Genomic DNA, 20,776 nt, shown 5'->3' on the forward strand with positions numbered 1-20,776 from the left:
CCCTCAGTCGTCGAATCCGACCTGCTCGTGAATTTCGTCAACCTTGAGTTCCAGGCGATACGCCACCGCAATGAATAGCGCCTGGCACAGGCATAGCGTGGCGCTCAGCGAGCGGAAGGCGAACGAGCTGCCCTCGTTGACCAGCAACACCGAGTCGGCGCGCTTGGCCAGCGGCGACAGGTTGCTGTCGGTGATGATCAGCGTCTTGGCCTGATGGTGCTGGGCGATGCGCAGACAGTGTTGGGTCTCCTTGCCATAGGGCGTGAAGCTGATGGCAATCACCAGGTCATTGGCGCGCACACTGCGCATTTGCTCGCGATAGCTGCCCCCCAGGCCGGATATCAGATGAATGCGCTTGTTGGTGTGTTGCAGGTTGTAGACCAGATAATCAGCCACCGCGAACGAACGGCGCACGCCCACGACATAGATGTTGTCGGCGTTGACCACCAGGTCCACGGCTTTTTCGAATTCATCGTCATCCAGCTCGACACTCAGGCGTTCCAGGCCGGAGAGTGTGGCGCTGACGCATTCGCGTGCCAGATCGCCTGCGTTGGCCTTCTGTGACTTGTTGGCGATCAGGCTGCGGATACGCTGCTGGTAATTCTGTACCGGCGTGGTCTTGTGCGTATAAGCCTCGCGAAACAACGCCTGCATCTCGCTGAAGCCGCTGAACCCGAAACGCTGGGAAAATCGCACGATGGCCGAGGGGTGGACTTCACACTCGCGGGCGATGTCACTGATCCGGTCAACCATGATGCGGTCGCTCTGCTGGCTCATATAGCTGGCAATCCGCTTGAGCTGACGCGGCAGTCCTTCGTATTCATCAGTGATCAGCCGCAACAAGCCTTCGGCACTGTTCGGCGGCATGTCGACGCTCGTCCCGGGCAGAGTGGGCTGATCGGCGCTGGTCATATTCAAATCCTTTCTGCTTGTTCTTTTTCAGGGCAATGGCGTGCAGAGCACGACCCTTGTGGGCCTGACGGTGGAGGCTGCCTTGGGGCAGGAACGACGACTATATCCTACCCGCCTGCGCAGTGTGCCAGCACTTGAGTGGCGGTATGGAAAAAATATTCCACTAAAAATAATTATAGAAAAAATATTGATTGATGTGTCTTGACGTTTTACGCTGCATTCACAAAGCAGCGTGTACACATGATGCAAGCGCTGCAGGCTGATAAAAATAACAGGAGCCACCATGGGCCAGACACGCTTTGCCACTGGGCGTCAGTTAGATCTGATTTGCCTCGGACGCCTGGGCGTCGACCTTTATGCGCAACAAGTGGGGGCGCGGCTGGAAGACGTTTCCAGTTTCGCCAAATACCTGGGCGGCTCGTCGGCCAATATTGCCTTTGGCACGGCCAGGCTCGGGCTCAGGTCGGCCATGCTGAGCAGGGTCGGCGACGACCACATGGGTCGATTTCTGGTCGAATCCCTGGCCCGCGAGGGCTGTGATGTCAGCGCCATCAAGCGTGACCCCGAGCGTCTGACGGCGATGGTGCTGTTGGGGTTGAAGGACCGCGAAACCTTCCCGCTGGTGTTCTACCGGGAAAACTGCGCTGACATGGCCCTGCGCGCCGAGGACATCGACGAGCAGCAGATTGCCTCGAGCAAGGCGCTGCTGATCACCGGCACGCATTTCTCCACTGATCAGGTGTTCAAGGCCAGCAGTCAGGCGCTCGACTATGCCGAGAAGCACGACGTCAAACGCGTACTGGATATCGACTACCGCCCTGTGCTCTGGGGGCTGGCAGGCAAGGCCGATGGCGAGACCCGGTTCGTTGCCGATCAGAAGGTCAGCCAGCATGTGCAGCGCATCCTGCCGCGCTTCGACCTGATCGTCGGCACTGAAGAAGAATTCCAGATTGCCGGCGGTTCCACCGATTTGCTCGTTGCCCTGCGCAAGGTGCGTGAACTGACGGCCGCGACACTGGTGGTCAAGCTCGGCCCGCAAGGCTGCACGGTGATTCACGGGGCCATTCCTGCGCGGCTGGAAGAGGGCGCCATCTACCCAGGCGTGCAGGTCGAAGTGCTCAACGTGCTTGGTGCGGGCGATGCGTTCATGTCCGGTTTTCTCAGCGGCTGGCTCAAAGAGGCCAGCGACGAGCGCTGCTGCCAGCTTGCCAATGCCTGTGGCGGGCTGGTGGTGTCGCGTCATGCCTGTGCGCCCGCGATGCCGACCCCAGCCGAACTCGATTACCTGTTTAACAGCCCGGAACCCATCACCCGCCCTGATCAGGATGTCGACCTGCAACGGCTGCATCAGGTCAGCGTGCCGCGCAAGCAGTGGCGGCAGTTGTTCATCTTCGCCTTCGATCATCGCGGCCAATTGGTCGAACTGGCGCAACAGGCCGGGCGTGATCTGGGCAGCATCAGCCAGCTCAAGCAGCTGTTCGTGCAGGCGGTCGAGCGGGTCGAAGCCGACCTGTGCAAGCGCGGTATCGAAGCCGATGTCGGTCTGCTTGCCGACCAGCGCTTCGGTCAGGACTCACTCAACGCCGCCACCGGTCGCGGCTGGTGGGTGGCGCGTCCGGTGGAAGTGCAGGGCTCAAGGCCGCTGGCATTCGAGCACGGTCGCTCCATCGGCAGCAATCTGCTCGCCTGGCCGCAGGAGCAGATCATCAAGTGCCTGGTGCAATATCACCCCGATGACGAGCCGATGCTGCGCCTGGAGCAGGAAGCGCAGATCAAGGCGCTCTATGACGCTTCGAAAGTCAGCGGCCATGAGTTGCTGCTGGAAATCATTCCGCCCAAGGATCATCCGTCGCCGCATCCGGACGTGATGCTTCGCTCGCTGAAGCGTTTGTACAACCTTGGCATCTACCCGGCGTGGTGGAAGATCGAGGCGCAGAGCGCACAGGTCTGGCAGCAACTTGACGAACTGATCCAGCAACGCGATCCGTATTGCCGCGGCGTGGTACTGCTCGGGCTCAATGCGCCTGTCGAAGACCTTGCCGCCGGCTTTGCCGAAGCACGCCACAGCCGCGTCTGCCAGGGCTTTGCCGTCGGCCGGACAATATTCCGTGAGCCAAGCCGGGCCTGGATGGCCGGAGAAATAGACGATGCAACGTTGATCAGTCGGGTGCAGAGCACCTTCAACTGGTTGATCGAATCCTGGCGCGAAAGCCGCGCCTGATTGGTTCCGGATTTCGACGTCACGACAACAACGTCGCGATAACAACAAAAAAGGTGCAGCCATGCCCGTTTCGACTTCCATACCCAGGATCCGCATCGGCATCAATCCGATCTCCTGGAGCAACGATGATTTGCCGGCCCTTGGCGGAGAAACTCCGTTGATCACGGCGCTGAGCGAAGGCAAAGCCATTGGCTACGAGGGCTTCGAGCTCAACGGCAAGTTTCCGAAAGATGCCAAGGGCGTCGGCGATGTACTACGGCCCCATGATCTGGCGCTGGTTTCCGGCTGGTATTCCAGCCGCCTGGCGCGGCGTTCGGTGGCCGAGGAAATCGAAGCCATCGATGCACATGTGCAACTGCTCGCCGAAAATGGCGCTTCGGTGCTGGTGTATGGCGAAGTCGCCGACTCGATTCAGGGGCAGCGTATTCCGCTGGTCGAACGACCGCGTTTTCACACCGATGCCGCCTGGCATGAATACGCCGAAAAACTCACCGAGCTGGCGCGTTTCACCCTGTCCCGAGGCGTGCGTCTGGCGTATCACCACCACATGGGCGCCTACGTCGAGTCGCCGCAGGACATCGACCGGCTGATGGCGCTGACCGGCGAGGAGGTCGGGCTGCTGTTCGATTCCGGGCATTGCTACATGGGCGGTGGCGACCCTCTTCAGGTGTTGAGCAAGCACATCCGGCGTATCTGTCATGTGCATTTCAAGGACGTGCGCAAGCCGGTGGTGCAACTGGCGCGTAACAATCTGTGGAGCTTTCCGGACTGCATCATCAACGGCACCTTCACGGTGCCGGGCGATGGCGACATCGATTTCTCGGCGCTGCTCAAGGTGTTGCTGCAGGCCGATTACAGCGGCTGGCTGGTGGTCGAGGCCGAACAGGACCCTGCCGTGGCGCCGAGTTATGTGTACGCCAAAAAAGGCTATGACACGTTGCGCCAACTGCTGGCCGATGCACGATAAAGAGGACTGAAACATGAACCTGCTGACCAAGAGCAAATCCAGCGGCCGCGACGTCGTGGCGCTGGCCCCCGGCTCGCTGGAATACGTGAACTTTGCCGCCTACCGCCTGGAGGCCGGAGAAACCCTGCCGCTGAGCGCAGAAGAAAACGAGCTGTGCGTGGTGCTGCTGACCGGACATGCCAGCGTCACAGGCGAAGCGCCGGGGCAGGGCGCTTTCAGCTGGGAAAACATCGGCGACCGGCAATCGGTGTTCGAAGAAAAATCGCCGTTTGCGGTCTACCTGCCGCCGCATAGCCAGGCGCAGTTTGTCGCGCGTGGCGCGGTGCAGCTTGCCGTATGCACGGCACCGGGCGATGCCGGCAAACATTTTCCGGCACGCTTGATCATGCCGGGCAGCATGAAGCGCAGCGTACGCGGCAAGGGCGCCAATACCCGTTATGTGTGCGACATATTGCCGGACAGTGAAGCGGCTCATTCGCTGCTGGTGGTCGAGGTACGTACACCTTCCGGGCATTCCTCCAGTTACCCGCCGCACAAGCACGACCGGGACAACCTGCCGCACGAGAGCTTCCTCGAAGAAACCTACTACCACCAGGTCAACCCGCCGCAGGGCTTCGTTTTCCAGCGGGTTTACACCGACGACCGCAGCATCGATCAGGCCATGGCCGTGGAAAACAATGACCTGGTGACCGTGCCCAAGGGCTATCACCCGGTCTCAGTACCCTATGGCTACGAATCCTGGTACCTGAACGTAATGGCCGGCCCGACGCGCGCCTGGCAGTTCCACAACGATCCGCAGCACAGCTGGCTGCTGGATCTCTGATTTCCCATTTTTGTTCTGGAGGCATGAGATGAACGAGTCACCGGTGATCGGCCACTACATCAACGGACACCTGAACAATGGCGAGGGTGAGCGTTACAGCGATGTCTTCAACCCCGCAATCGGCACGGTCCAGGCGCGTGTTGCGCTGGCCAGCGTGAAGACCGTGGATGAAGCGGTTGCGGCGGCCAAGGCGGCGTTTCCGGCCTGGGCCGAGCAGTCCTCGTTGCGCCGGGCGCGGGTGATGTTCAAGTTCAAGGAGCTGCTGGACAAGCATCACGACGAGCTGGCGCAGATTATCTGCCGCGAGCACGGCAAGGTGTTGTCCGACGCGCGCGGTGAGGTGGTGCGCGGGATCGAGATCGTCGAATTTGCCTGCGGTGCTCCCAGCCTGTTGAAGAGCGATTTCAGCGACAACATCGGCGGCGGTATCGATAACTGGAACCTGCGTCAGCCGTTGGGCGTCTGCGCCGGGGTCACGCCGTTCAACTTTCCGGTCATGGTGCCATTGTGGATGATTCCCATGGCGCTGGTGACCGGCAACTGTTTCATCCTCAAGCCTTCCGAGCGCGACCCGTCGGCCAGCCTGCTGATGGCGCGCCTGCTCAAGGAAGCCGGTCTGCCCGATGGCGTCTTCAATGTGGTGCAGGGCGACAAGGTGGCGGTCGATGCGCTGCTGCAGCACCCTGACATCGAAGCCATTTCCTTTGTCGGCTCGACCCCGATTGCCGAATATATTCATCAGCAAGGCACTGCCCACGGCAAGCGCGTGCAGGCGCTGGGCGGGGCCAAGAACCATATGATCGTGATGCCCGACGCTGATCTGGATCAGGCCGCCGACGCCTTGATCGGGGCGGCTTATGGCTCGGCTGGGGAGCGCTGCATGGCGATCTCGATTGCCGTGGTGGTCGGCGATGTCGGCCAGCGCCTCATCGACAAGCTGTTGCCGCGTATCGACCAGCTCAAGGTTGGCAACGGCATGCAGGCCGATTCTGACATGGGGCCGCTGGTCACCGCAGTGCACAAGGCCAAGGTCGAGGGTTTCATCGATCAGGGCGTCAAAGAGGGCGCCAGGCTGCTCGTCGATGGGCGCCACTTCAAGGTGCCGGGTGCCGAGCAGGGCTTTTTCGTTGGCGCGACGCTGTTCGACCACGTCACGCCGCAGATGCAGATCTACAAGGAGGAAATCTTCGGCCCGGTGCTGGGCATCGTGCACGTCGCGGATTTTGCCAGCGCCGTTGCGCTGATCAACGCACACGAGTTCGGCAATGGCGTGTCGTGCTTCACCAGCGATGGCGGCGTGGCGCGCGCATTCGCTCGCAGCATCAAGGTCGGCATGGTCGGCATCAACGTACCGATCCCGGTACCCATGGCCTGGCATTCGTTTGGTGGCTGGAAGCGTTCGCTGTTCGGCGATCACCACGCCTACGGCGAAGAAGGCCTGCGCTTTTACAGCCGCTACAAAAGCGTCATGCAGCGCTGGCCGGACAGCATCGCCAAAGGCCCCGAGTTCAGTATGCCGACTGCCAAATAGTCTTCATCAATGGAATGTTGCGGAGAACAAAAACAATGAACCACCCTCTGCGTTTCGCCCTTAATCGAATGGTCGCGCCACGCCTGTCTCTGGAAAGTTTCGTCGACCTGGCGGTTGAGTTGGGTGCCGATGCCATCGAGATTCGCAACGACCTCAAGGGCATCGAGATCGAAGACGGCACTGCCCCCGAGGTCGTCCGTGATCTTTGTGCTGCCAAGGGGGTAGAGGTGTTGTCCATCAACGCCCTGTACCCGTTCGATGTCTGGAACCAGGAGCGCGCTGCCCAAGCGACCAAGCTGGCGCAGTACGCCCGCGACTGCGGTGCCCGCGGTCTGGTGCTGTGCCCGCTCAATGACCGTGCCGATCCGCGCAACGGCGCGCAGCGTGCTGCGGGGTTACGCACCGTATTGACGGCCTTGGCCCCGATTCTTCGCGAGCACGGAATTCTCGGCTTCGTCGAACCGCTCGGCTTTGAGGAGTGCTCGCTGCGGCTCAAGCGTCAAGCGGTGGATGCGATCAAGGCTGTCGGCGGTCTGGATGTTTACCGACTGGTTCACGATACCTTTCACCACCATCTGGCCGGCGAGGTCGAGCTGTTCCCGGAGCTGACCGGGTTGGTACATATCTCCGGTGTCGAGGATGCGCAGACACCGCTCAACAGCATTCGCGATGGTCATCGCGTGCTGGTCGGCGAAGGCGACATTCTGGGTAATGCGTCGCAGATCGAGCGCTTGCTGGACAGCGGCTATGAGGGGCATCTGTCGTTCGAACCGTTTGCTGAAAGCGTTCACGTGCTGGATGACATTCCTCAAGCAATAGCGGCAAGCATGACGCATTTGTCACGAGCCGTTTCGCAGCGTCACTGACTTCAGCCGTCAGGCCGGCTTAAACCCTGGCCACCTCAAACAAGAACAAGGTGCGAACATGAGTACAACCCGACTGACCATGGCCCAGGCCCTGGTGAAGTTTCTCGATAACCAGTACGTCGAAGTCGACGGCGTACAGAGCAAATTCGTCGCCGGCATTTTCACCATTTTCGGGCATGGCAACGTGCTGGGGCTTGGGCAGGCACTGGAGCAGGACAGCGGCGACCTGGTGGTCCATCAGGGCCGTAACGAGCAGGGCATGTGCCACGCCGCCATCGGTTTTGCCAAGCAGCACCTGCGTCGCAAGATATACGCGTGCAGTTCATCGGTCGGCCCTGGCGCAGCGAACATGGTCACCGCTGCGGCAACGGCCTCAGCCAACCGCATCCCGTTGCTGCTGTTGCCGGGCGATGTCTACGCCAGCCGCCAGCCCGATCCGGTGCTGCAGCAGATCGAGCAGTTTCACGACCTGAGTATCAGCACCAACGACGCGTTCAAGGCGGTGAGCAAATACTGGGACCGTATCAACCGCCCCGAGCAGTTGATGAGCGCTGCGCTCAATGCCATGCGCGTACTGACCGACCCGGCCGACACGGGCGCCGTTACCCTTGCGCTGCCTCAGGATGTGCAGGCCGAAGCCTACGACTACCCGGACAGCTTCCTGCAAAAACGTGTGCACCGTATTGACCGGCGTCCGCCAAGCAAGGCCATGCTTGACGACGCATTGAGGCTATTGGCCGACAAGCGCAAGCCATTGTTGATCTGCGGCGGCGGGGTGCGTTACTCCGGTGCGGCCGATGACTTGCAAGCTTTTGCCGAGCGCTTCGATATCCCGTTCGCCGAAACCCAGGCCGGCAAGAGTGCGATCGTTTCGGCGCACCGGCTGAACATGGGCGGCATCGGCGAAACCGGCACGCTGGCGGCCAATCGGCTGGCCAAAGAGGCCGACCTGATCATCGGCGTCGGCACCCGTTACAGCGATTTCACCACCGCGTCGAAATGGCTGTTCCAGAATTCGGATGTACAGTTTCTCAACCTCAATGTCGGTGCCTTCGATGTGCAGAAACTGGACGGCGTGCAGGTCCTGGCCGATGCGCAGACGGCATTGCAGGCGCTGACCGAAAGCCTGCAAGCCAGCGGTTATCGTGCGGCCTGGGGCGATGCGCCGCAGTCGGCACGTGCCGAGCTGGACGCCGAGGTGGATCGCCTGTACGCGGTCGAGTATCAGCGTGAGGATTTTGTCCCGGAAATCAACGATCACCTGGACCCGGCCGTGCTGCGCGATTTCATCGAGCTGACCGGTTCGTGTCTGACTCAGAGTGGTGTATTGGGCATCCTCAACCAGAGCCTGCCTGCCGATGCGGTGATCGTTGCAGCAGCGGGCAGTTTGCCGGGTGACCTGCAGCGTGCCTGGCGCAGCACTGGTGTGGACACCTATCACGTCGAGTACGGTTATTCGTGCATGGGCTATGAAGTCAACGCGGCACTGGGCGTGAAACTCGCAGCGCCGCATCGCGAGGTCTTTGCGCTGGTCGGCGATGGCTCTTACATGATGCTCCATTCGGAACTGGCCACCTCGATCCAGGAACGGCGCAAGATCAACGTGGTGTTGCTGGACAACATGACTTTTGGCTGCATCAACAATCTGCAGATGGAGCACGGCATGAACAGCTTCGGCACCGAGTTCCGTTTCCGCAATCCGGAAACCGGCAAGCTCGACGGTGACTTTGTGCCAGTGGATTTCGCCATGAGTGCTGCCGCCTATGGCTGCAAGACCTACAAGGTGAGTACCGCCGAACAACTTCGCCAGGCGCTCGCCGATGCGCAACGTCAGACGGTGTCGACGCTGATCGACATCAAGGTCCTGCCCAAGACGATGATCCACAAATACCTGTCTTGGTGGCGTGTCGGGGTTGCCGAAGTGTCGACCACCGGCACTACCGCCCAGGTGTATGAAAAGCTCAACCGCGAGCTGGTCAAGGCTCGTCAGTACTGATCACTTTTATCGTTCAGCGCTCGTGACCCGTTCACGGGTACATCCAATAACAAAAAAGGAACATGAAAATGGCATTGAAACTCGGCGTGATCGGTACAGGCGCAATCGGTCAGGATCATATCCGGCGTTGCAGCAAGACGCTGGTCGGCAGTCAGGTGGTGGCCGTCACCGACATCAATCTCGAACAGGCAGCGAAAGTGGTTCGCGATCTGGACCTCGGCGCCGAAGTGTATGCCGACGGGCACGCATTGATCGCCGCTCCGGATGTCGAGGCGGTACTGGTCTGCTCCTGGGGGCCCAGTCACGAAGAATATGTGCTGGCGGCCATCGCTGCGGGCAAGCCGGTATTCTGCGAAAAGCCGCTGGCAGTCACTGCCGAAGGCTGCCGGCACATTGTCGAAGCCGAGATCGCCAGTGGCAGGCGTCTGGTACAGGTAGGGTTCATGCGTCCTTATGACCAGGGCTATCGCGCGCTCAAGGCAGTGATCGACAGCGGCCAGATTGGCGAGCCGCTGATGCTCCACTGCGCGCACCGCAACCCGCGTGTAGGCGAGAATTACAAGACCGACATGGCCATCACCGATACTCTCATTCACGAACTCAACGTGCTGCGCTGGCTGCTTGACGATGACTATGTGTCGGTGCAGGTGGTATTCCCGCGCAAGACCAGCAAGGCCCTGGCGCACATGAAGGACCCGCAGATCGTGATGCTGGAAACGGCCAGAGGCACACGCATCGACGTCGAAGTATTCGTCAATTGCCAATATGGCTACGACATCCAGTGTGAAGTCGTCGGCGAGACTGGCATTGCCAGACTGCCGGAGCCCTCTCAGGTCCAGTTGCGCAGTGAAGCGAAGCTGTCCAACGCGATTCTGATGGACTGGAAAGACCGCTTTATTGCTGCTTACGACGTCGAGTTGCAGGACTTCATCGACGGCGTCAAAGCGGGGACCCTCTACGGCCCTTCGGCCTGGGACGGCTATGCCGCCGCCGTGGCCGCCGATGCCTGCGTGTTGGCGCAGAACACGGGTGCAGTCGTGCCGATCACCCTCGCCATGCGTCCGGTGTTCTATAGCTGACCATCTTGCGGTTAACCAGGACATCTCTTGAAAGGAATAAAAGGGAGGCATCATGCGTATTGCACTAGACCCTTACATGTATCGCCATCTGTCCCTGGGGGCGATGGTCGATAAAACCGCGCAGCTGGGTTATGAGTACATCGAGCTGTCGCCGCGTGAAGATTTCATGCCGTTTTACAAATACCCTCGGGTAGATCGGGCGCGGATCAGGGAGTTTCGCAAGGCCCTGAGCGATGCCGGGGTGAAACTCTCCTCGCTGCTGCCGTTGTACCACTGGGCTGCGCCAGATGAAGACCTGCGTATTGCAGCGGTTCGCAACTGGAAACGTGCCATTCAGGTCGCCGTTGAAATGGACTGCGACCTGATAAATACCGAGTTCAGCGGGCAATCCGACCATGCGCTGGTCTGTGAAAACCAGTTCATGAAATCCATGGATGAATTGATGCCGCATTTCGAGCGCGAAGGTATAAAGCTCGATATTCAGGCGCACCCCTACGATTTCTGCGAACGCAACAACGAGTCGGTGGATATCATTCGCGGGCTCGATCGGGACTGGATCAACTACCTGTACGCGGCACCACACACTTTCTTCTACGACGATGGCGTTGGCGATATCGCTTCGATGCTGCGCTATGCCGGCGACAAGCTCACGCATCTGATCATTGCCGACACCTATAATCACCGTGCTTCTTCCAACCTTCGCTACATCGTCAACCCGCCCGGCGTGACGGCGACTGTGCATCAGCACCTGGACATCGGCCAGGGCGAGGTGAACTGGGAGGCGTTCTTCTCGACGTTGCGGGACATCAAGTTCGACGGTATTGCCACAGTGGCGGTATTTGCCTGGGAGGAACGCGCAGATGAATCGAGCCGATTCATGCTGGAGCGGGTCAAAAGCGAGCTGCTCCGTTGAAACGGCGGCATCAACCACACAACCGACGGCTGCGGCCATGAGGTTCATGGACTACAGGAGACATGCATGCGAGCAGGGCTGGTTGGCTATGGCAAAGGCGGGCGTTACTTTCATGCGACGCTGATTTCAAGTTTGCCGGGTGCTACGTTTGTGGGCGTGGTCACACGCTCTGCAGAGCGCAAACAGGAAGTTGCCAAAGACCATCCCGGCGTGGCGACCTTCGACACGCTGGCCGACCTAGTCGCTGCCGGGGTTGATGTGGTGGTGATTTCCACACCGCTGGCCTCGCGGCGAGCACTGATCCTCGAAGCGATAGAACTGGGTGTCGGGGTGGTCAGCGACAAGCCCTTCGCCAGTGATGCAGCGCAGGCACGCGAGCTGGTGGGCGCAGCCGAGCGCCGTGGCGTGCTGCTCAGCGTTTATCAGAACCGCCGCTGGGATTCGGACTTCCTCACTGTGCGCAAGTTACTCGACAGTGGCGCGCTGGGCGCGGTCAGCCGATTCGAGTCCAGCATCGAGCGTTATTCGCCACGTTCTGTCGGCAAGGCCAGCGGCGGCGGCGTGCTGCGTGACCTGGGCAGTCATCTGGTGGATCAGGCGCTGGTGCTGTTCGGTCCGGTCGAACGGGTGTACGCCGAACTGCAATTCGCTACGCCTCAGGACGAACTGGACCACACGTTCTTCGTGTCCCTGAGCCATGCCGGTGGCGTGACCTCGCACCTGTCCGGCAGTTGCCTGCAAAACAGTGCCAAGCCGCGCTTCAGGGTCAGTGGAACGAAGGGTTGTTACAGCGTCGACGGGCTGGACGGCCAGGAAGAGGCCGCCTTTGCCGGGCTGACACCAAAATCCGAGGGTGAGCGCTGGGGTGTCGAGGAGCATCGTCGCTGGGGCTGGTTCGAGCAGGGCGAGCATCGCGAGCGTGTGCCGTCGGAGCGCGGTTGCTGGCTCGAGTTCTACCGCCAGTTGCAAAGCGCCGTTGACGAGCAGGGCTGTAATCCGGTCAACCCACAGGATGCGATAGCCTCGGCGCAGGTCATGGATGCCGCGCGCCTGAGCGCTAAAGAAGGAAGGGTTGTAGTGCTGTAGTCATCGTGCGCTGCAGCACACCTGTCAGTCCGTCATCGAAGAGAGCCTGACGCTTGCCATGCGTCGGGCTCTGTCGTTTCTGCAACCGAATAAAATGAAATGGAATAAAATTCTAAAACCAGTTGAATTGGAAAATATTTTCCAATAGAGTCGTTTTCAGGTTACCGACTATCGAATCACTCGCGCTTTGAAGGTTTTTCAGATCACGAGAAGCAAGCCCGACAAAAACAAAAGATAGGTACTGTCGATGAAAACCCCTACCTCTGGCGTCACCGCCAAGCGTTCTGCCACCTCGTCATTCTGGATCCGGACCATGGAGCGATTTCTCACCGTCGTCGCCCGGGGCCTGTGTGTGCGCCATAAGGATGCGCAACTGTTCTGCATCCCCGGTGCCACCGGGATCCGCCTGTCACGCTGATTCGCTGCATCCGTACAACAACAATAATTTGGAGACAGATCCTCATGAAGACCAAGATTGCTTTGACCTCATTGGCGATGGCGCTGATGCTGGGCAGCGGTGCAGCTTTGGCCGATCTCAAGATCGGTGTGGCCATGTCGCAGTTCGACGACACCTGGCTGACCTACCTGCGTGACGACATGAATGCCAAGGCCAAAGTCATGTCCACGACCGAGAAAGTGGACCTGCAGTTCGTCGATGCCCGCGCGGACGTCAACAAGCAGCTCGATCAGGTCAAGGACCTGATCAACAAGAAAGTCGACGCCCTGATCGTCAATCCGGTCGACACCGCTGCGACTGCGCGGATCACCAAGGAAGCGGTCGCTGCCGGTATCCCGCTGGTTTACGTCAACCGTCGCCCGGACGATCCGAAACTGCCTGCAGGCGTTGCCACCGTGACGTCGGATGACATGGAGGCCGGTCGACTTCAGGCGCAATACATCGCTGACAAGATGGACCACAAGGGCAGCGTCATGATTCTGCTGGGTGATCTGGCCAACAACTCCACGCAAAACCGCACCAAGGGCATCAAGGAGGTATTGGCCAAGTACCCGGACATCAAGATAGACCAGGAACAGACCGGTACCTGGCTGCGCCAGAAGGGCATGGACCTGACCAACGACTGGCTCACCCAAGGGCGCAAATTCAACGCTGTGCTGGCCAACAACGATGAAATGGCCATTGGCGCGGCGATGGCGCTGAAGCAGGCCGGCGTCGGCAAGGGCAGCGTTTTTGTCGCCGGTGTCGACGGTACGCCTGACGGGCTCAACGCCGTGACCAAAGGTGATCTGGCCGTATCGGTCTATCAGGACGCGAAAGGACAGGCCGACGGGGCGATCGATGCCGCGGTGAAACTGGCCAGGAAGGAAAAGGTCGAGCCCCAGGCGATCATCATTCCTTATCGTCTGATCACCCCTGAAAACGTCGCCACCTTCAAATAACAACGATCGCCAGACCCGGGAGGGCACGCCAATGTCCTCCCGCAGTCTGCCGCTTGAGGAGTTGTGATCATGTTCGGTTCTGCTACTGCCAATCCGCCCGCGCAACGCGATCTGCCGTCCGGCGACGGGGGTGGCGGGGCGCCTGACGCCCAGGCCCCGTATCTGCTGGAAATCAGCCATGTCAGCAAGGGCTTCCCTGGCGTCATTGCGCTCAACGATGTGCAACTGCGCGTTCGCCCTGGCAGCGTGCTGGCGCTGATGGGCGAGAATGGAGCCGGAAAATCCACCCTGATGAAAATCATTGCGGGCATCTATCAGCCGGATTCGGGGGAGATCCGCCTGCGTGGCAAACCGGTCCGCTTCGATACGCCTCTTTCCGCGTTGCAGGCAGGCATCGCCATGATCCATCAGGAACTGAACCTGATGCCGTTCATGAGCATTGCCGAGAACATCTGGATCGGCCGCGAGCAGCTCAACGGCCTGCACATGGTCGATCATCGCGAGATGCACCGCTGCACTGCCGAGCTGCTGGAGCGTCTGCGCATCAAGCTCGATCCCGAGGAACTGGTCGGTACGCTGAGCATTGCCGAGCGGCAAATGGTGGAAATCGCCAAGGCTGTGTCATACGACTCGGACGTGCTGATCATGGACGAGCCGACCTCGGCGATCACCGAAACCGAAGTCGCTCACCTGTTTTCGATCATCAGCGACCTGCGTGCCCAGGGCAAAGGCATCATTTACATCACCCACAAGATGAACGAAGTCTTCGAAATCGCCGACGAAGTGGCGGTGTTCCGCGACGGCGCCTACATCGGCCTGCAGCGCGCCGAAAGCATGGACGGCGACAGCCTGATCACCATGATGGTGGGCCGTGAACTGACCCAGCTGTTTCCCGAGCGGGAAAAGCCGGCAGGCGACGTGCTGCTGTCCGTCAACCAACTGAGCCTGAACGGCATTTTCAAGGATGTGAGCTTCGACCTGCGTGCCGGGGAGGTGCTTGGCATTGCCGGGCTGATGGGTTCTGGGCGCACCAATGTGGCCGAGACGCTGTTCGGCATAACCCCCAGCGACAGCGGCGAGGTGCGCTTCGATGGCAAGACGGTGCACATCGGCGATCCTCATCAGGCCATCGAACTGGGTTTTGCGCTGCTCACGGAGGACCGCAAACTGACCGGCCTGTTTCCATGCCTGTCAGTGATGGAAAACATGGAGATGGCGGTGCTGGCCAACTACGCCGGTAACGGTTTCGTGCAACAGAAGGCCTTGCGCGCACTGTGCGAAGACATGTGCAAAAAGCTTCGGGTCAAGACGCCGTCGCTGGAGCAGTGCATCGACACATTATCCGGAGGTAACCAGCAGAAGGCGCTGCTGGCGCGCTGGCTGATGACCAACCCCCGGGTGCTGATTCTGGATGAGCCCACACGCGGTATCGACGTGGGTGCCAAGGTGGAAATCTACCGCCTGATCTCCCTGCTGGCCAGTGAGGGCATGGCCGTCATCATGATTTCCTCGGAGTTGCCGGAGATTCTCGGCATGAGTGATCGGGTCATGGTCATGCACGAGGGTGAAATGATGGGCATCCTTGATCGCGGTGAAGCGACCCAGGAAAAAGTCATGCATCTGGCCTCCGGCCACAAGGTTCATTGAGTTCGTACTGCAGGGCTCGGTAGAAGAAGAACAAGAGGATAACGAACATGAGCGACGCGATTTTGCAAAATAAACCGGCCATGACGCCGACCAGAAGCAAACGGCGGCTGCCTACCGAACTGAGTATTTTTCTGGTGCTGATCGGCATCGGGCTGATCTTTGAACTGTTCGGCTGGATCGTCCGCGATCAGAGCTTCCTGCTCAATTCCCAGCGTCTGGTACTGATGATCCTGCAGGTGTCGATCATCGGCTTGCTGGCTATCGGCGTGACCCAGGTGATCATCACCACCGGCATCGATCTCTCGTCCGGCTCGGTGCTTGCGCTTTCAGCGATGATTGCCGCGAGCCTGGCGCAAACCTCCGACTTCTCCCGGGCGGTGTTCCCTTCGCTGACCGACCTGCCGGTGTGGATTCCGGTCGTCGTCGGTCTCGGGGTCGGGCTGCTGGCGGGCGCCATCAACGGCAGCATCATTGCCATAACCGGCATTCCGCCGTTCATTGCCACGCTGGGCATGATGGTCTCTGCGCGCGGTCTGGCACGCTTCTACACCGAAGGTCAGCCGGTGAGCATGCTCTCCGACTCGTACACGGCCATCGGCCAGGGCGCGATGCCGGTGATCATCTTTCTGGTGGTGGCGGTCATCTTTCACATTGCCCTGCGTTATACCAAGTACGGCAAGTACACCTACGCCATTGGCGGCAACATGCAGGCGGCACGTACTTCGGGGATCAACGTCAAGCGCCACCTGGTCATTGTCTACAGCATCGCCGGGCTGCTGGCCGGGCTGGCGGGGGTGGTTGCCTCGGCGCGAGCGGCAACCGGGCAGGCCGGGATGGGCATGTCCTATGAACTGGATGCCATCGCCGCCGCGGTCATTGGTGGCACCAGTCTTTCCGGTGGGGTGGGACGGATCACCGGTACGGTGATCGGTGCGCTTATCCTCGGCGTGATGGCCAGCGGCTTTACTTTTGTCGGGGTGGACGCCTATGTTCAGGACATTATCAAAGGCCTGATCATTGTCGTGGCCGTGGTAATCGATCAATATCGCAACAAGCGCAAAACCAAGCGCTGATTTAATCACCTGCATCAAAGGGCCTTTTAAGGCCCTTTTGTGCGTTGGAAGTTGCAGGAACCGATTCGCTGTCAGTGGGTCAGAGCCTCATCAAGCAACATGCTGGTCAGATGTTTCGCCCGCATTTCAAGGGTTTTACGGCATTTGCTGTACAAAAACCCTTCAATTGTGTTGCCGAGCCCGCTAGCCGGCCTTAGACTGCCGCCCCTCGTAAATTGAGTGCCAGGTGGCGCTTGGAGATTATTGGTTTGCACGGCAACGTCAGGCCGCTCCTCAATGCACGTTTTTTTATAGAGAAATAAATGACAAAGGAAAAGTTGCTGGCCATGCCGGCCGATGACTACATGAACGCCGAGCAGCACGCTTTCTTCGTCGAGCTGTTGCAGGGCATGAAGGTCGAGATCCATGAGCGTATCGAGCAGAGCCGCATTGCGATCGAGAGCCTGGACACGCCTGCCGACCCTGCCGACGCCGCTTCGGTCGAAGAAGAGCGTCACTGGCTGGTCAACGTGATCGATCGCGACCAGCGCATGCTGCCCCAGTTGGAAATGGCCCTTTCGCGTATTGCCGATGACACCTTCGGCTGGTGCGACGACAGCGGCGAGCCAATTGGCCTCAAGCGCCTGCTGATCAGCCCGACCACCAAGTATTGCATCGAAGCGCAAGAGCGCCACGAGCAGATCGACAAACACCAGCGCCAGGCCTGATACGCAGGCAGCCGCGACTGAGTGACCAGACCGGGAGGCAAGCCATTGCCTCCCGGTTTTGTTGTGCCCGGAATTTGTCGAAAACGCCTTGATCGCCTTCGTTGGGCCGCTACGACCAACAGCGCATGGCACAAGGCCGTTATCTGGCGTTTAATAGCACCATAACGACAATTACAGAAGGGGTGACGCAGCATGGCCGAGAACCTATCCATGGCAGCCGGATTACCGCTGGCCGATACGCCCGACGCTGCATCGAAGTGGTGGGTGCCGGCGGTGCAAAGCGTTGTTCTGTGCCTGCTGTTCGCCGCTATGAGTGTTGCTGGCCTGTCGTTGTATGTCGTCGTTCCTCTGGCGTTGCTGGCGGTCTGGTTGCCACGCCTGGTGCGCAGCAGGCAACCGCTGCCACGGAGTGCGGTGGGCAACAGTGATATCGCCTTGTTGACCCGTGACCTGTCGCGCACCACCAGCCACAACGCCCTGTCTGCGGCCCAGGTGGCGTTTTCCGTTGGCCAGCTGGCTGGCAAGGTGCAATCGCAACTGGGTGCTGCCGAACAGATCGTCAGCAGTGCCGAGCAGATGATCGCCACCGAGCAGCAGACCGCCCAGTTGAGTCAGCAGGCATTGGTTGCCGCCAGCGAAGCGCGGCAGCGTAGCGAGTCGGGCAGCAGCGTGCTGAATGAGTCCATCGAACGCATGCACCGCTTGAGCAAACGTGCTGTCGGCAGCCGTGAGCTGATCGAGGCGCTGAGCCAGCGCAGTGAGGAAATCCAGCGTGTGACGCTGGTCATTCAGTCGATTGCCAGCCAGACCAACCTGCTGGCGCTCAATGCCGCCATCGAAGCTGCACGGGCTGGTGAGCACGGACGCGGTTTCGCAGTGGTAGCCGACGAAGTCCGCGGGCTCGCTGGCCGTACTGCCAGCGCTACCGGGGAGGTCGGGCAGATGGTCGCGGATATCCAGCAGCGCACCGCGCAGGTCGTGGAGCAGATTCGCGAGCTGTCGTCCGATCTGGATGTGGGGGTCGAGCAGGTCGAGCTGACCGGCGAGCACCTGGGCAATATCGCCCGGCTTGCGGTTGAGCTGGAAAGCCAGGTCGGCGAAATCGCTCAGGGCGCGAGTAGCAATCAGAATCAGTTGGCGAGCTTGTTCGATGCCGTCGAGCATATGCGCAGTGATCTTGCCGTCAGCGATGAGCAGACCCTGCACCTGGCCAAAGCCTCAGTGCAGATGGAGGGGCAGGCCGAGACCATCAGCCAGCGCCTGGCGCAGGTCGGTCTGGATGAATACCACCAGCGCATTTATGACCTGGCTCGCGAGGGTGCGCGAATGATCACCAAAAAGTTCGAGGCCGATATCGAGCAGGGGCGGGTCAGCCTGGAGGACCTGTTCGATCGCAATTACAAACCCGTCGCCAATACTTCACCGACCCGCTTTACGACGCGGTTCGACCGTTACACCGATCAGGTGTTGCCAGCACTGCAGGAACCGCTGCTGTCACGTCATGAAGGTCTGGTATTTGCCATCGCCTGTACCCAGCAGGGTTATGTGCCGACGCACAACAACGCCTTCAGCCAGCCTTTGACGGGCGATGCGACGGTGGATAATGCGCGCAATCGGAGCAAGCGCAAGTTCGATGACCGTACCGGCATTCGTTGTGGCAGCCACCAACAGCCGGTCCTGCTGCAAACCTACACGCGAGACACCGGCGAACTGATGCACGATCTGTCTGTGCCGATCATGGTCAACGGGCGGCACTGGGGTGGGCTGCGCCTCGGCTACAAACCGCAAGGCCGTTGATACGTGTAAACAGGCCAGTCACAGACGGGCCTGTTAGTGGGATGGTTAAATGGAAGTAAGATCGAGCAGAGAGGATTATCTGTGCGCGTGTAGGTTATTTGTTAGCAAACAATAAAGTTATTGCGATACAGGTTGTAGGAGCTGTCTGAAAACGCATTTCCCGCCTTGACTGCTCACTGTCTTTAAGCAAGCTGTTTAAATCAACGTTATTTACGTTTTGATTTAAGTGCGGCCTTTTTATGGCTTGCCTCTAAGGATGGAAAAGTTATGAGCGAGAAATGGAGTTTCCAGCAGTCAGCAGCAGTGTCAGAGGTTGCAACGCGACGCGTCACGGCGCGCGTAGGGATTTTCTTCGACGGCACGGGAAATAATCGCGTTAACAGTCAGATCGGTGCCGACTGCCAGGCATTGATCGAGATCAATGAGGGTAAGCACATTAAAGAGTGTGCAGGGCGTCATGTTCAACCGGGCAGTAGTTACAGTAATGAGCCGAGTAATATAGCCAGGCTGGTCGATATGTATCGTCTGCAAGCTGTGGCCGAAAATGACGGTGAAGGGCTGAGGGTGTATTACCCGATCTATGTCAGCGGGGCCGGCACTACTTCCGGAGGGCGTGATTCTATATGCCCTGGGCAAAGTTTCGGTCGTGGTGCCACCGGCGTGATTTCCAAGGTGGAAAATGCATTCAGAAAGCTGGAATCGGTATTGAAGGCGTTCCCCCGCGACAACCCCGATTGTGTGCTGGATGCGCTGGAACTGGACGTGTTCGGCTTCAGTCGAGGTGCAGCGTCTGCCAGGCATCTGATCAATGAAATTCTCAAGCAGCGCTCCGGCATGCTCGAGCCCATACTCGGAAGCCGCAAGGTCAGGTTGAGCGAACGTTTCAGCTGGGTTAATGACAGCGTACGGCTCAAGGTTATCGGCCTGTTCGACACCGTTGCCGCCATAGGCAGCTTCAAGGACATGGGCAATACCCGGGATGCGAGCAACAGAAGGGTCAATCTGTATCTGCCACCCGGGTGCGCGCAACAGGTTTTACACCTGGTGGCACGCGATGAGATAAGGCGCAATTTTGCGCTGAACAGTGTTCTGCCAGTGTGGCCCAGGGAAATCATTCTGCCGGGTGCGCATTCCGATATCGGTGGGGGTTACCCTCCGCAGATGGAAGAAAGCGTACTGCTCACGCGCCCCCGCAGCAGTGTGGTCAGCCGTGGCAGCCCGTGCGAGGAGGCGCCGAGCTGGAAGGAGGCACAGGCTGACTTGACCCGAATGAACCGCGATCGCTGGATCGACCCGCTCGATAGTCAGGCCTGGCTGAGGGTTCAGGCTTGCGAGAGCAAGTGTTATCCGTGCAGAAAAAGCTTGAATGGCATGAGTACAGTTGTTGCCGCAGTGGGCATGGGCCGCCAGGTATTTGGCCACCTGTCGAGGGTATCGTTGCTGGTGATGCACACACTGGCGTGTGACGAGGGCGTGCCTTTCAATCCGGTGCCACTGACCCCCGAATTCCAGCTGCCTCCCGAGCTCGAGAACATCTCTAGCCGGTTGATCGACTATGCGCGAGGCGGGCCTTACCTGCTGGACAGTCATGAAGAGGCATTACTGCGCTGGCGCTATATCCATCAGTCTGCGCACTGGAATGCAGTGGTCGGCAGAGCGGGGACTTTTGGCGACGCCGTTTTCGTCCACGCACCACAACCAGGCGGCCGGATATTGCATCCCAATATCGGCCAGCCCGGTTATCCGCAATAGTCATCAAC

Annotated in this window: 17 protein-coding genes; 16 read left to right on the top strand and 1 reads right to left on the bottom strand. The window is 59.6% G+C overall.

Annotated features, from left to right (window positions below):
* Nucleotides 1–3: 3 nt before the first annotated feature.
* Nucleotides 4–912: a MurR/RpiR family transcriptional regulator gene (locus tag BLR20_RS14490; RefSeq protein WP_010430794.1), complete on the bottom strand. Its 909-nt coding sequence runs from the start codon at nt 910–912 to the stop codon at nt 4–6.
* Nucleotides 913–1,195: 283 nt separating this feature from the next.
* On the opposite strand from BLR20_RS14490, the gene BLR20_RS14495 reads away from it, so the two are divergent.
* The 16 genes from BLR20_RS14495 to BLR20_RS14570 all read left to right on the top strand — a co-directional run bounded on the left by BLR20_RS14495 (nt 1,196) and on the right by BLR20_RS14570 (nt 20,768).
* Nucleotides 1,196–3,133 carry a bifunctional 5-dehydro-2-deoxygluconokinase/5-dehydro-2-deoxyphosphogluconate aldolase gene (locus BLR20_RS14495; protein ID WP_054992609.1) on the top strand — a complete coding sequence of 646 codons (1,938 nt, stop codon included), beginning with the start codon at nt 1,196–1,198 and terminating at the stop codon, nt 3,131–3,133.
* A 61-nt stretch (nt 3,134–3,194) separates the two neighbouring features.
* A complete protein-coding gene (iolE, locus tag BLR20_RS14500) occupies nt 3,195–4,100 on the top strand; it encodes a myo-inosose-2 dehydratase (protein ID WP_054992610.1) in 906 nt (301 codons plus the stop codon).
* 13 nt (nt 4,101–4,113) lie between these two features.
* Nucleotides 4,114–4,923, top strand: a complete 810-nt coding sequence (gene iolB, locus BLR20_RS14505; RefSeq protein ID WP_054992611.1) for a 5-deoxy-glucuronate isomerase — start codon at nt 4,114–4,116, stop codon at nt 4,921–4,923.
* Between the two features lie 28 nt (nt 4,924–4,951).
* Nucleotides 4,952–6,454, top strand: a complete 1,503-nt coding sequence (locus tag BLR20_RS14510) for a CoA-acylating methylmalonate-semialdehyde dehydrogenase (RefSeq protein ID WP_054992612.1) — start codon at nt 4,952–4,954, stop codon at nt 6,452–6,454.
* A gap of 35 nt (nt 6,455–6,489) precedes the next feature.
* Nucleotides 6,490–7,320, top strand: a complete 831-nt coding sequence (locus BLR20_RS14515) for a TIM barrel protein (protein WP_054992613.1) — start codon at nt 6,490–6,492, stop codon at nt 7,318–7,320.
* Between the two features lie 58 nt (nt 7,321–7,378).
* Nucleotides 7,379–9,316, top strand: coding sequence for a 3D-(3,5/4)-trihydroxycyclohexane-1,2-dione acylhydrolase (decyclizing) (gene iolD / locus BLR20_RS14520; protein ID WP_054992614.1), 1,938 nt, complete (start codon nt 7,379–7,381; stop codon nt 9,314–9,316).
* Nucleotides 9,317–9,384: 68 nt separating this feature from the next.
* Nucleotides 9,385–10,395, top strand: coding sequence for a bifunctional inositol 2-dehydrogenase/D-chiro-inositol 1-dehydrogenase (iolG, locus tag BLR20_RS14525; RefSeq protein WP_010430774.1), 1,011 nt, complete (start codon nt 9,385–9,387; stop codon nt 10,393–10,395).
* 52 nt (nt 10,396–10,447) lie between these two features.
* On the top strand, nt 10,448–11,308 hold the full coding sequence (locus tag BLR20_RS14530) for a sugar phosphate isomerase/epimerase family protein (RefSeq protein ID WP_054992615.1): 861 nt from the start codon (nt 10,448–10,450) through the stop codon (nt 11,306–11,308).
* 66 nt (nt 11,309–11,374) lie between these two features.
* Entirely contained in the window at nt 11,375–12,394 is a 1,020-nt protein-coding gene (locus BLR20_RS14535; RefSeq protein ID WP_054992616.1) for a Gfo/Idh/MocA family protein, read from the top strand.
* Between the two features lie 247 nt (nt 12,395–12,641).
* On the top strand, nt 12,642–12,812 hold the full coding sequence (locus BLR20_RS27800) for a hypothetical protein (RefSeq protein ID WP_156357939.1): 171 nt from the start codon (nt 12,642–12,644) through the stop codon (nt 12,810–12,812).
* Between the two features lie 44 nt (nt 12,813–12,856).
* A complete protein-coding gene (locus BLR20_RS14545) occupies nt 12,857–13,792 on the top strand; it encodes a sugar ABC transporter substrate-binding protein (RefSeq protein ID WP_010430766.1) in 936 nt (311 codons plus the stop codon).
* A 69-nt stretch (nt 13,793–13,861) separates the two neighbouring features.
* Nucleotides 13,862–15,439 carry a sugar ABC transporter ATP-binding protein gene (locus tag BLR20_RS14550; protein ID WP_054992618.1) on the top strand — a complete coding sequence of 526 codons (1,578 nt, stop codon included), beginning with the start codon at nt 13,862–13,864 and terminating at the stop codon, nt 15,437–15,439.
* Nucleotides 15,440–15,486: 47 nt separating this feature from the next.
* The gene (locus tag BLR20_RS14555; RefSeq protein WP_003370536.1) at nt 15,487–16,512 is read left to right on the top strand and encodes an ABC transporter permease; all 1,026 of its coding nucleotides are present in this window, start codon (nt 15,487–15,489) and stop codon (nt 16,510–16,512) included.
* 302 nt (nt 16,513–16,814) lie between these two features.
* The gene (locus BLR20_RS14560) at nt 16,815–17,219 is read left to right on the top strand and encodes a TraR/DksA family transcriptional regulator (protein WP_002554078.1); all 405 of its coding nucleotides are present in this window, start codon (nt 16,815–16,817) and stop codon (nt 17,217–17,219) included.
* A 192-nt stretch (nt 17,220–17,411) separates the two neighbouring features.
* Nucleotides 17,412–19,016: a methyl-accepting chemotaxis protein gene (locus BLR20_RS14565; RefSeq protein WP_054992619.1), complete on the top strand. Its 1,605-nt coding sequence runs from the start codon at nt 17,412–17,414 to the stop codon at nt 19,014–19,016.
* A 267-nt stretch (nt 19,017–19,283) separates the two neighbouring features.
* Entirely contained in the window at nt 19,284–20,768 is a 1,485-nt protein-coding gene (locus BLR20_RS14570; protein WP_054992620.1) for a T6SS phospholipase effector Tle1-like catalytic domain-containing protein, read from the top strand.
* Nucleotides 20,769–20,776 lie beyond the last annotated feature (8 nt).

Source organism: Pseudomonas congelans (assembly GCF_900103225.1).
GTDB lineage: Bacteria > Pseudomonadota > Gammaproteobacteria > Pseudomonadales > Pseudomonadaceae > Aquipseudomonas > Aquipseudomonas congelans.

Excerpts from the sequence above, each read along its gene's own strand:
- BLR20_RS14490 (WP_010430794.1), bottom strand. The coding sequence starts at position 912 with ATGACCAGCGCCGATCAGCCCACTCTGCCCGGGACGAGCGTCGACATG.
- BLR20_RS14495 (WP_054992609.1), top strand. The coding sequence starts at position 1,196 with ATGGGCCAGACACGCTTTGCCACTGGGCGTCAGTTAGATCTGATTTGC.
- iolE (WP_054992610.1), top strand. The coding sequence starts at position 3,195 with ATGCCCGTTTCGACTTCCATACCCAGGATCCGCATCGGCATCAATCCG.
- iolB (WP_054992611.1), top strand. The coding sequence starts at position 4,114 with ATGAACCTGCTGACCAAGAGCAAATCCAGCGGCCGCGACGTCGTGGCG.
- BLR20_RS14510 (WP_054992612.1), top strand. The coding sequence starts at position 4,952 with ATGAACGAGTCACCGGTGATCGGCCACTACATCAACGGACACCTGAAC.
- BLR20_RS14515 (WP_054992613.1), top strand. The coding sequence starts at position 6,490 with ATGAACCACCCTCTGCGTTTCGCCCTTAATCGAATGGTCGCGCCACGC.
- iolD (WP_054992614.1), top strand. The coding sequence starts at position 7,379 with ATGAGTACAACCCGACTGACCATGGCCCAGGCCCTGGTGAAGTTTCTC.
- iolG (WP_010430774.1), top strand. The coding sequence starts at position 9,385 with ATGGCATTGAAACTCGGCGTGATCGGTACAGGCGCAATCGGTCAGGAT.
- BLR20_RS14530 (WP_054992615.1), top strand. The coding sequence starts at position 10,448 with ATGCGTATTGCACTAGACCCTTACATGTATCGCCATCTGTCCCTGGGG.
- BLR20_RS14535 (WP_054992616.1), top strand. The coding sequence starts at position 11,375 with ATGCGAGCAGGGCTGGTTGGCTATGGCAAAGGCGGGCGTTACTTTCAT.
- BLR20_RS27800 (WP_156357939.1), top strand. The coding sequence starts at position 12,642 with ATGAAAACCCCTACCTCTGGCGTCACCGCCAAGCGTTCTGCCACCTCG.
- BLR20_RS14545 (WP_010430766.1), top strand. The coding sequence starts at position 12,857 with ATGAAGACCAAGATTGCTTTGACCTCATTGGCGATGGCGCTGATGCTG.
- BLR20_RS14550 (WP_054992618.1), top strand. The coding sequence starts at position 13,862 with ATGTTCGGTTCTGCTACTGCCAATCCGCCCGCGCAACGCGATCTGCCG.
- BLR20_RS14555 (WP_003370536.1), top strand. The coding sequence starts at position 15,487 with ATGAGCGACGCGATTTTGCAAAATAAACCGGCCATGACGCCGACCAGA.
- BLR20_RS14560 (WP_002554078.1), top strand. The coding sequence starts at position 16,815 with ATGACAAAGGAAAAGTTGCTGGCCATGCCGGCCGATGACTACATGAAC.
- BLR20_RS14565 (WP_054992619.1), top strand. The coding sequence starts at position 17,412 with ATGGCCGAGAACCTATCCATGGCAGCCGGATTACCGCTGGCCGATACG.
- BLR20_RS14570 (WP_054992620.1), top strand. The coding sequence starts at position 19,284 with ATGAGCGAGAAATGGAGTTTCCAGCAGTCAGCAGCAGTGTCAGAGGTT.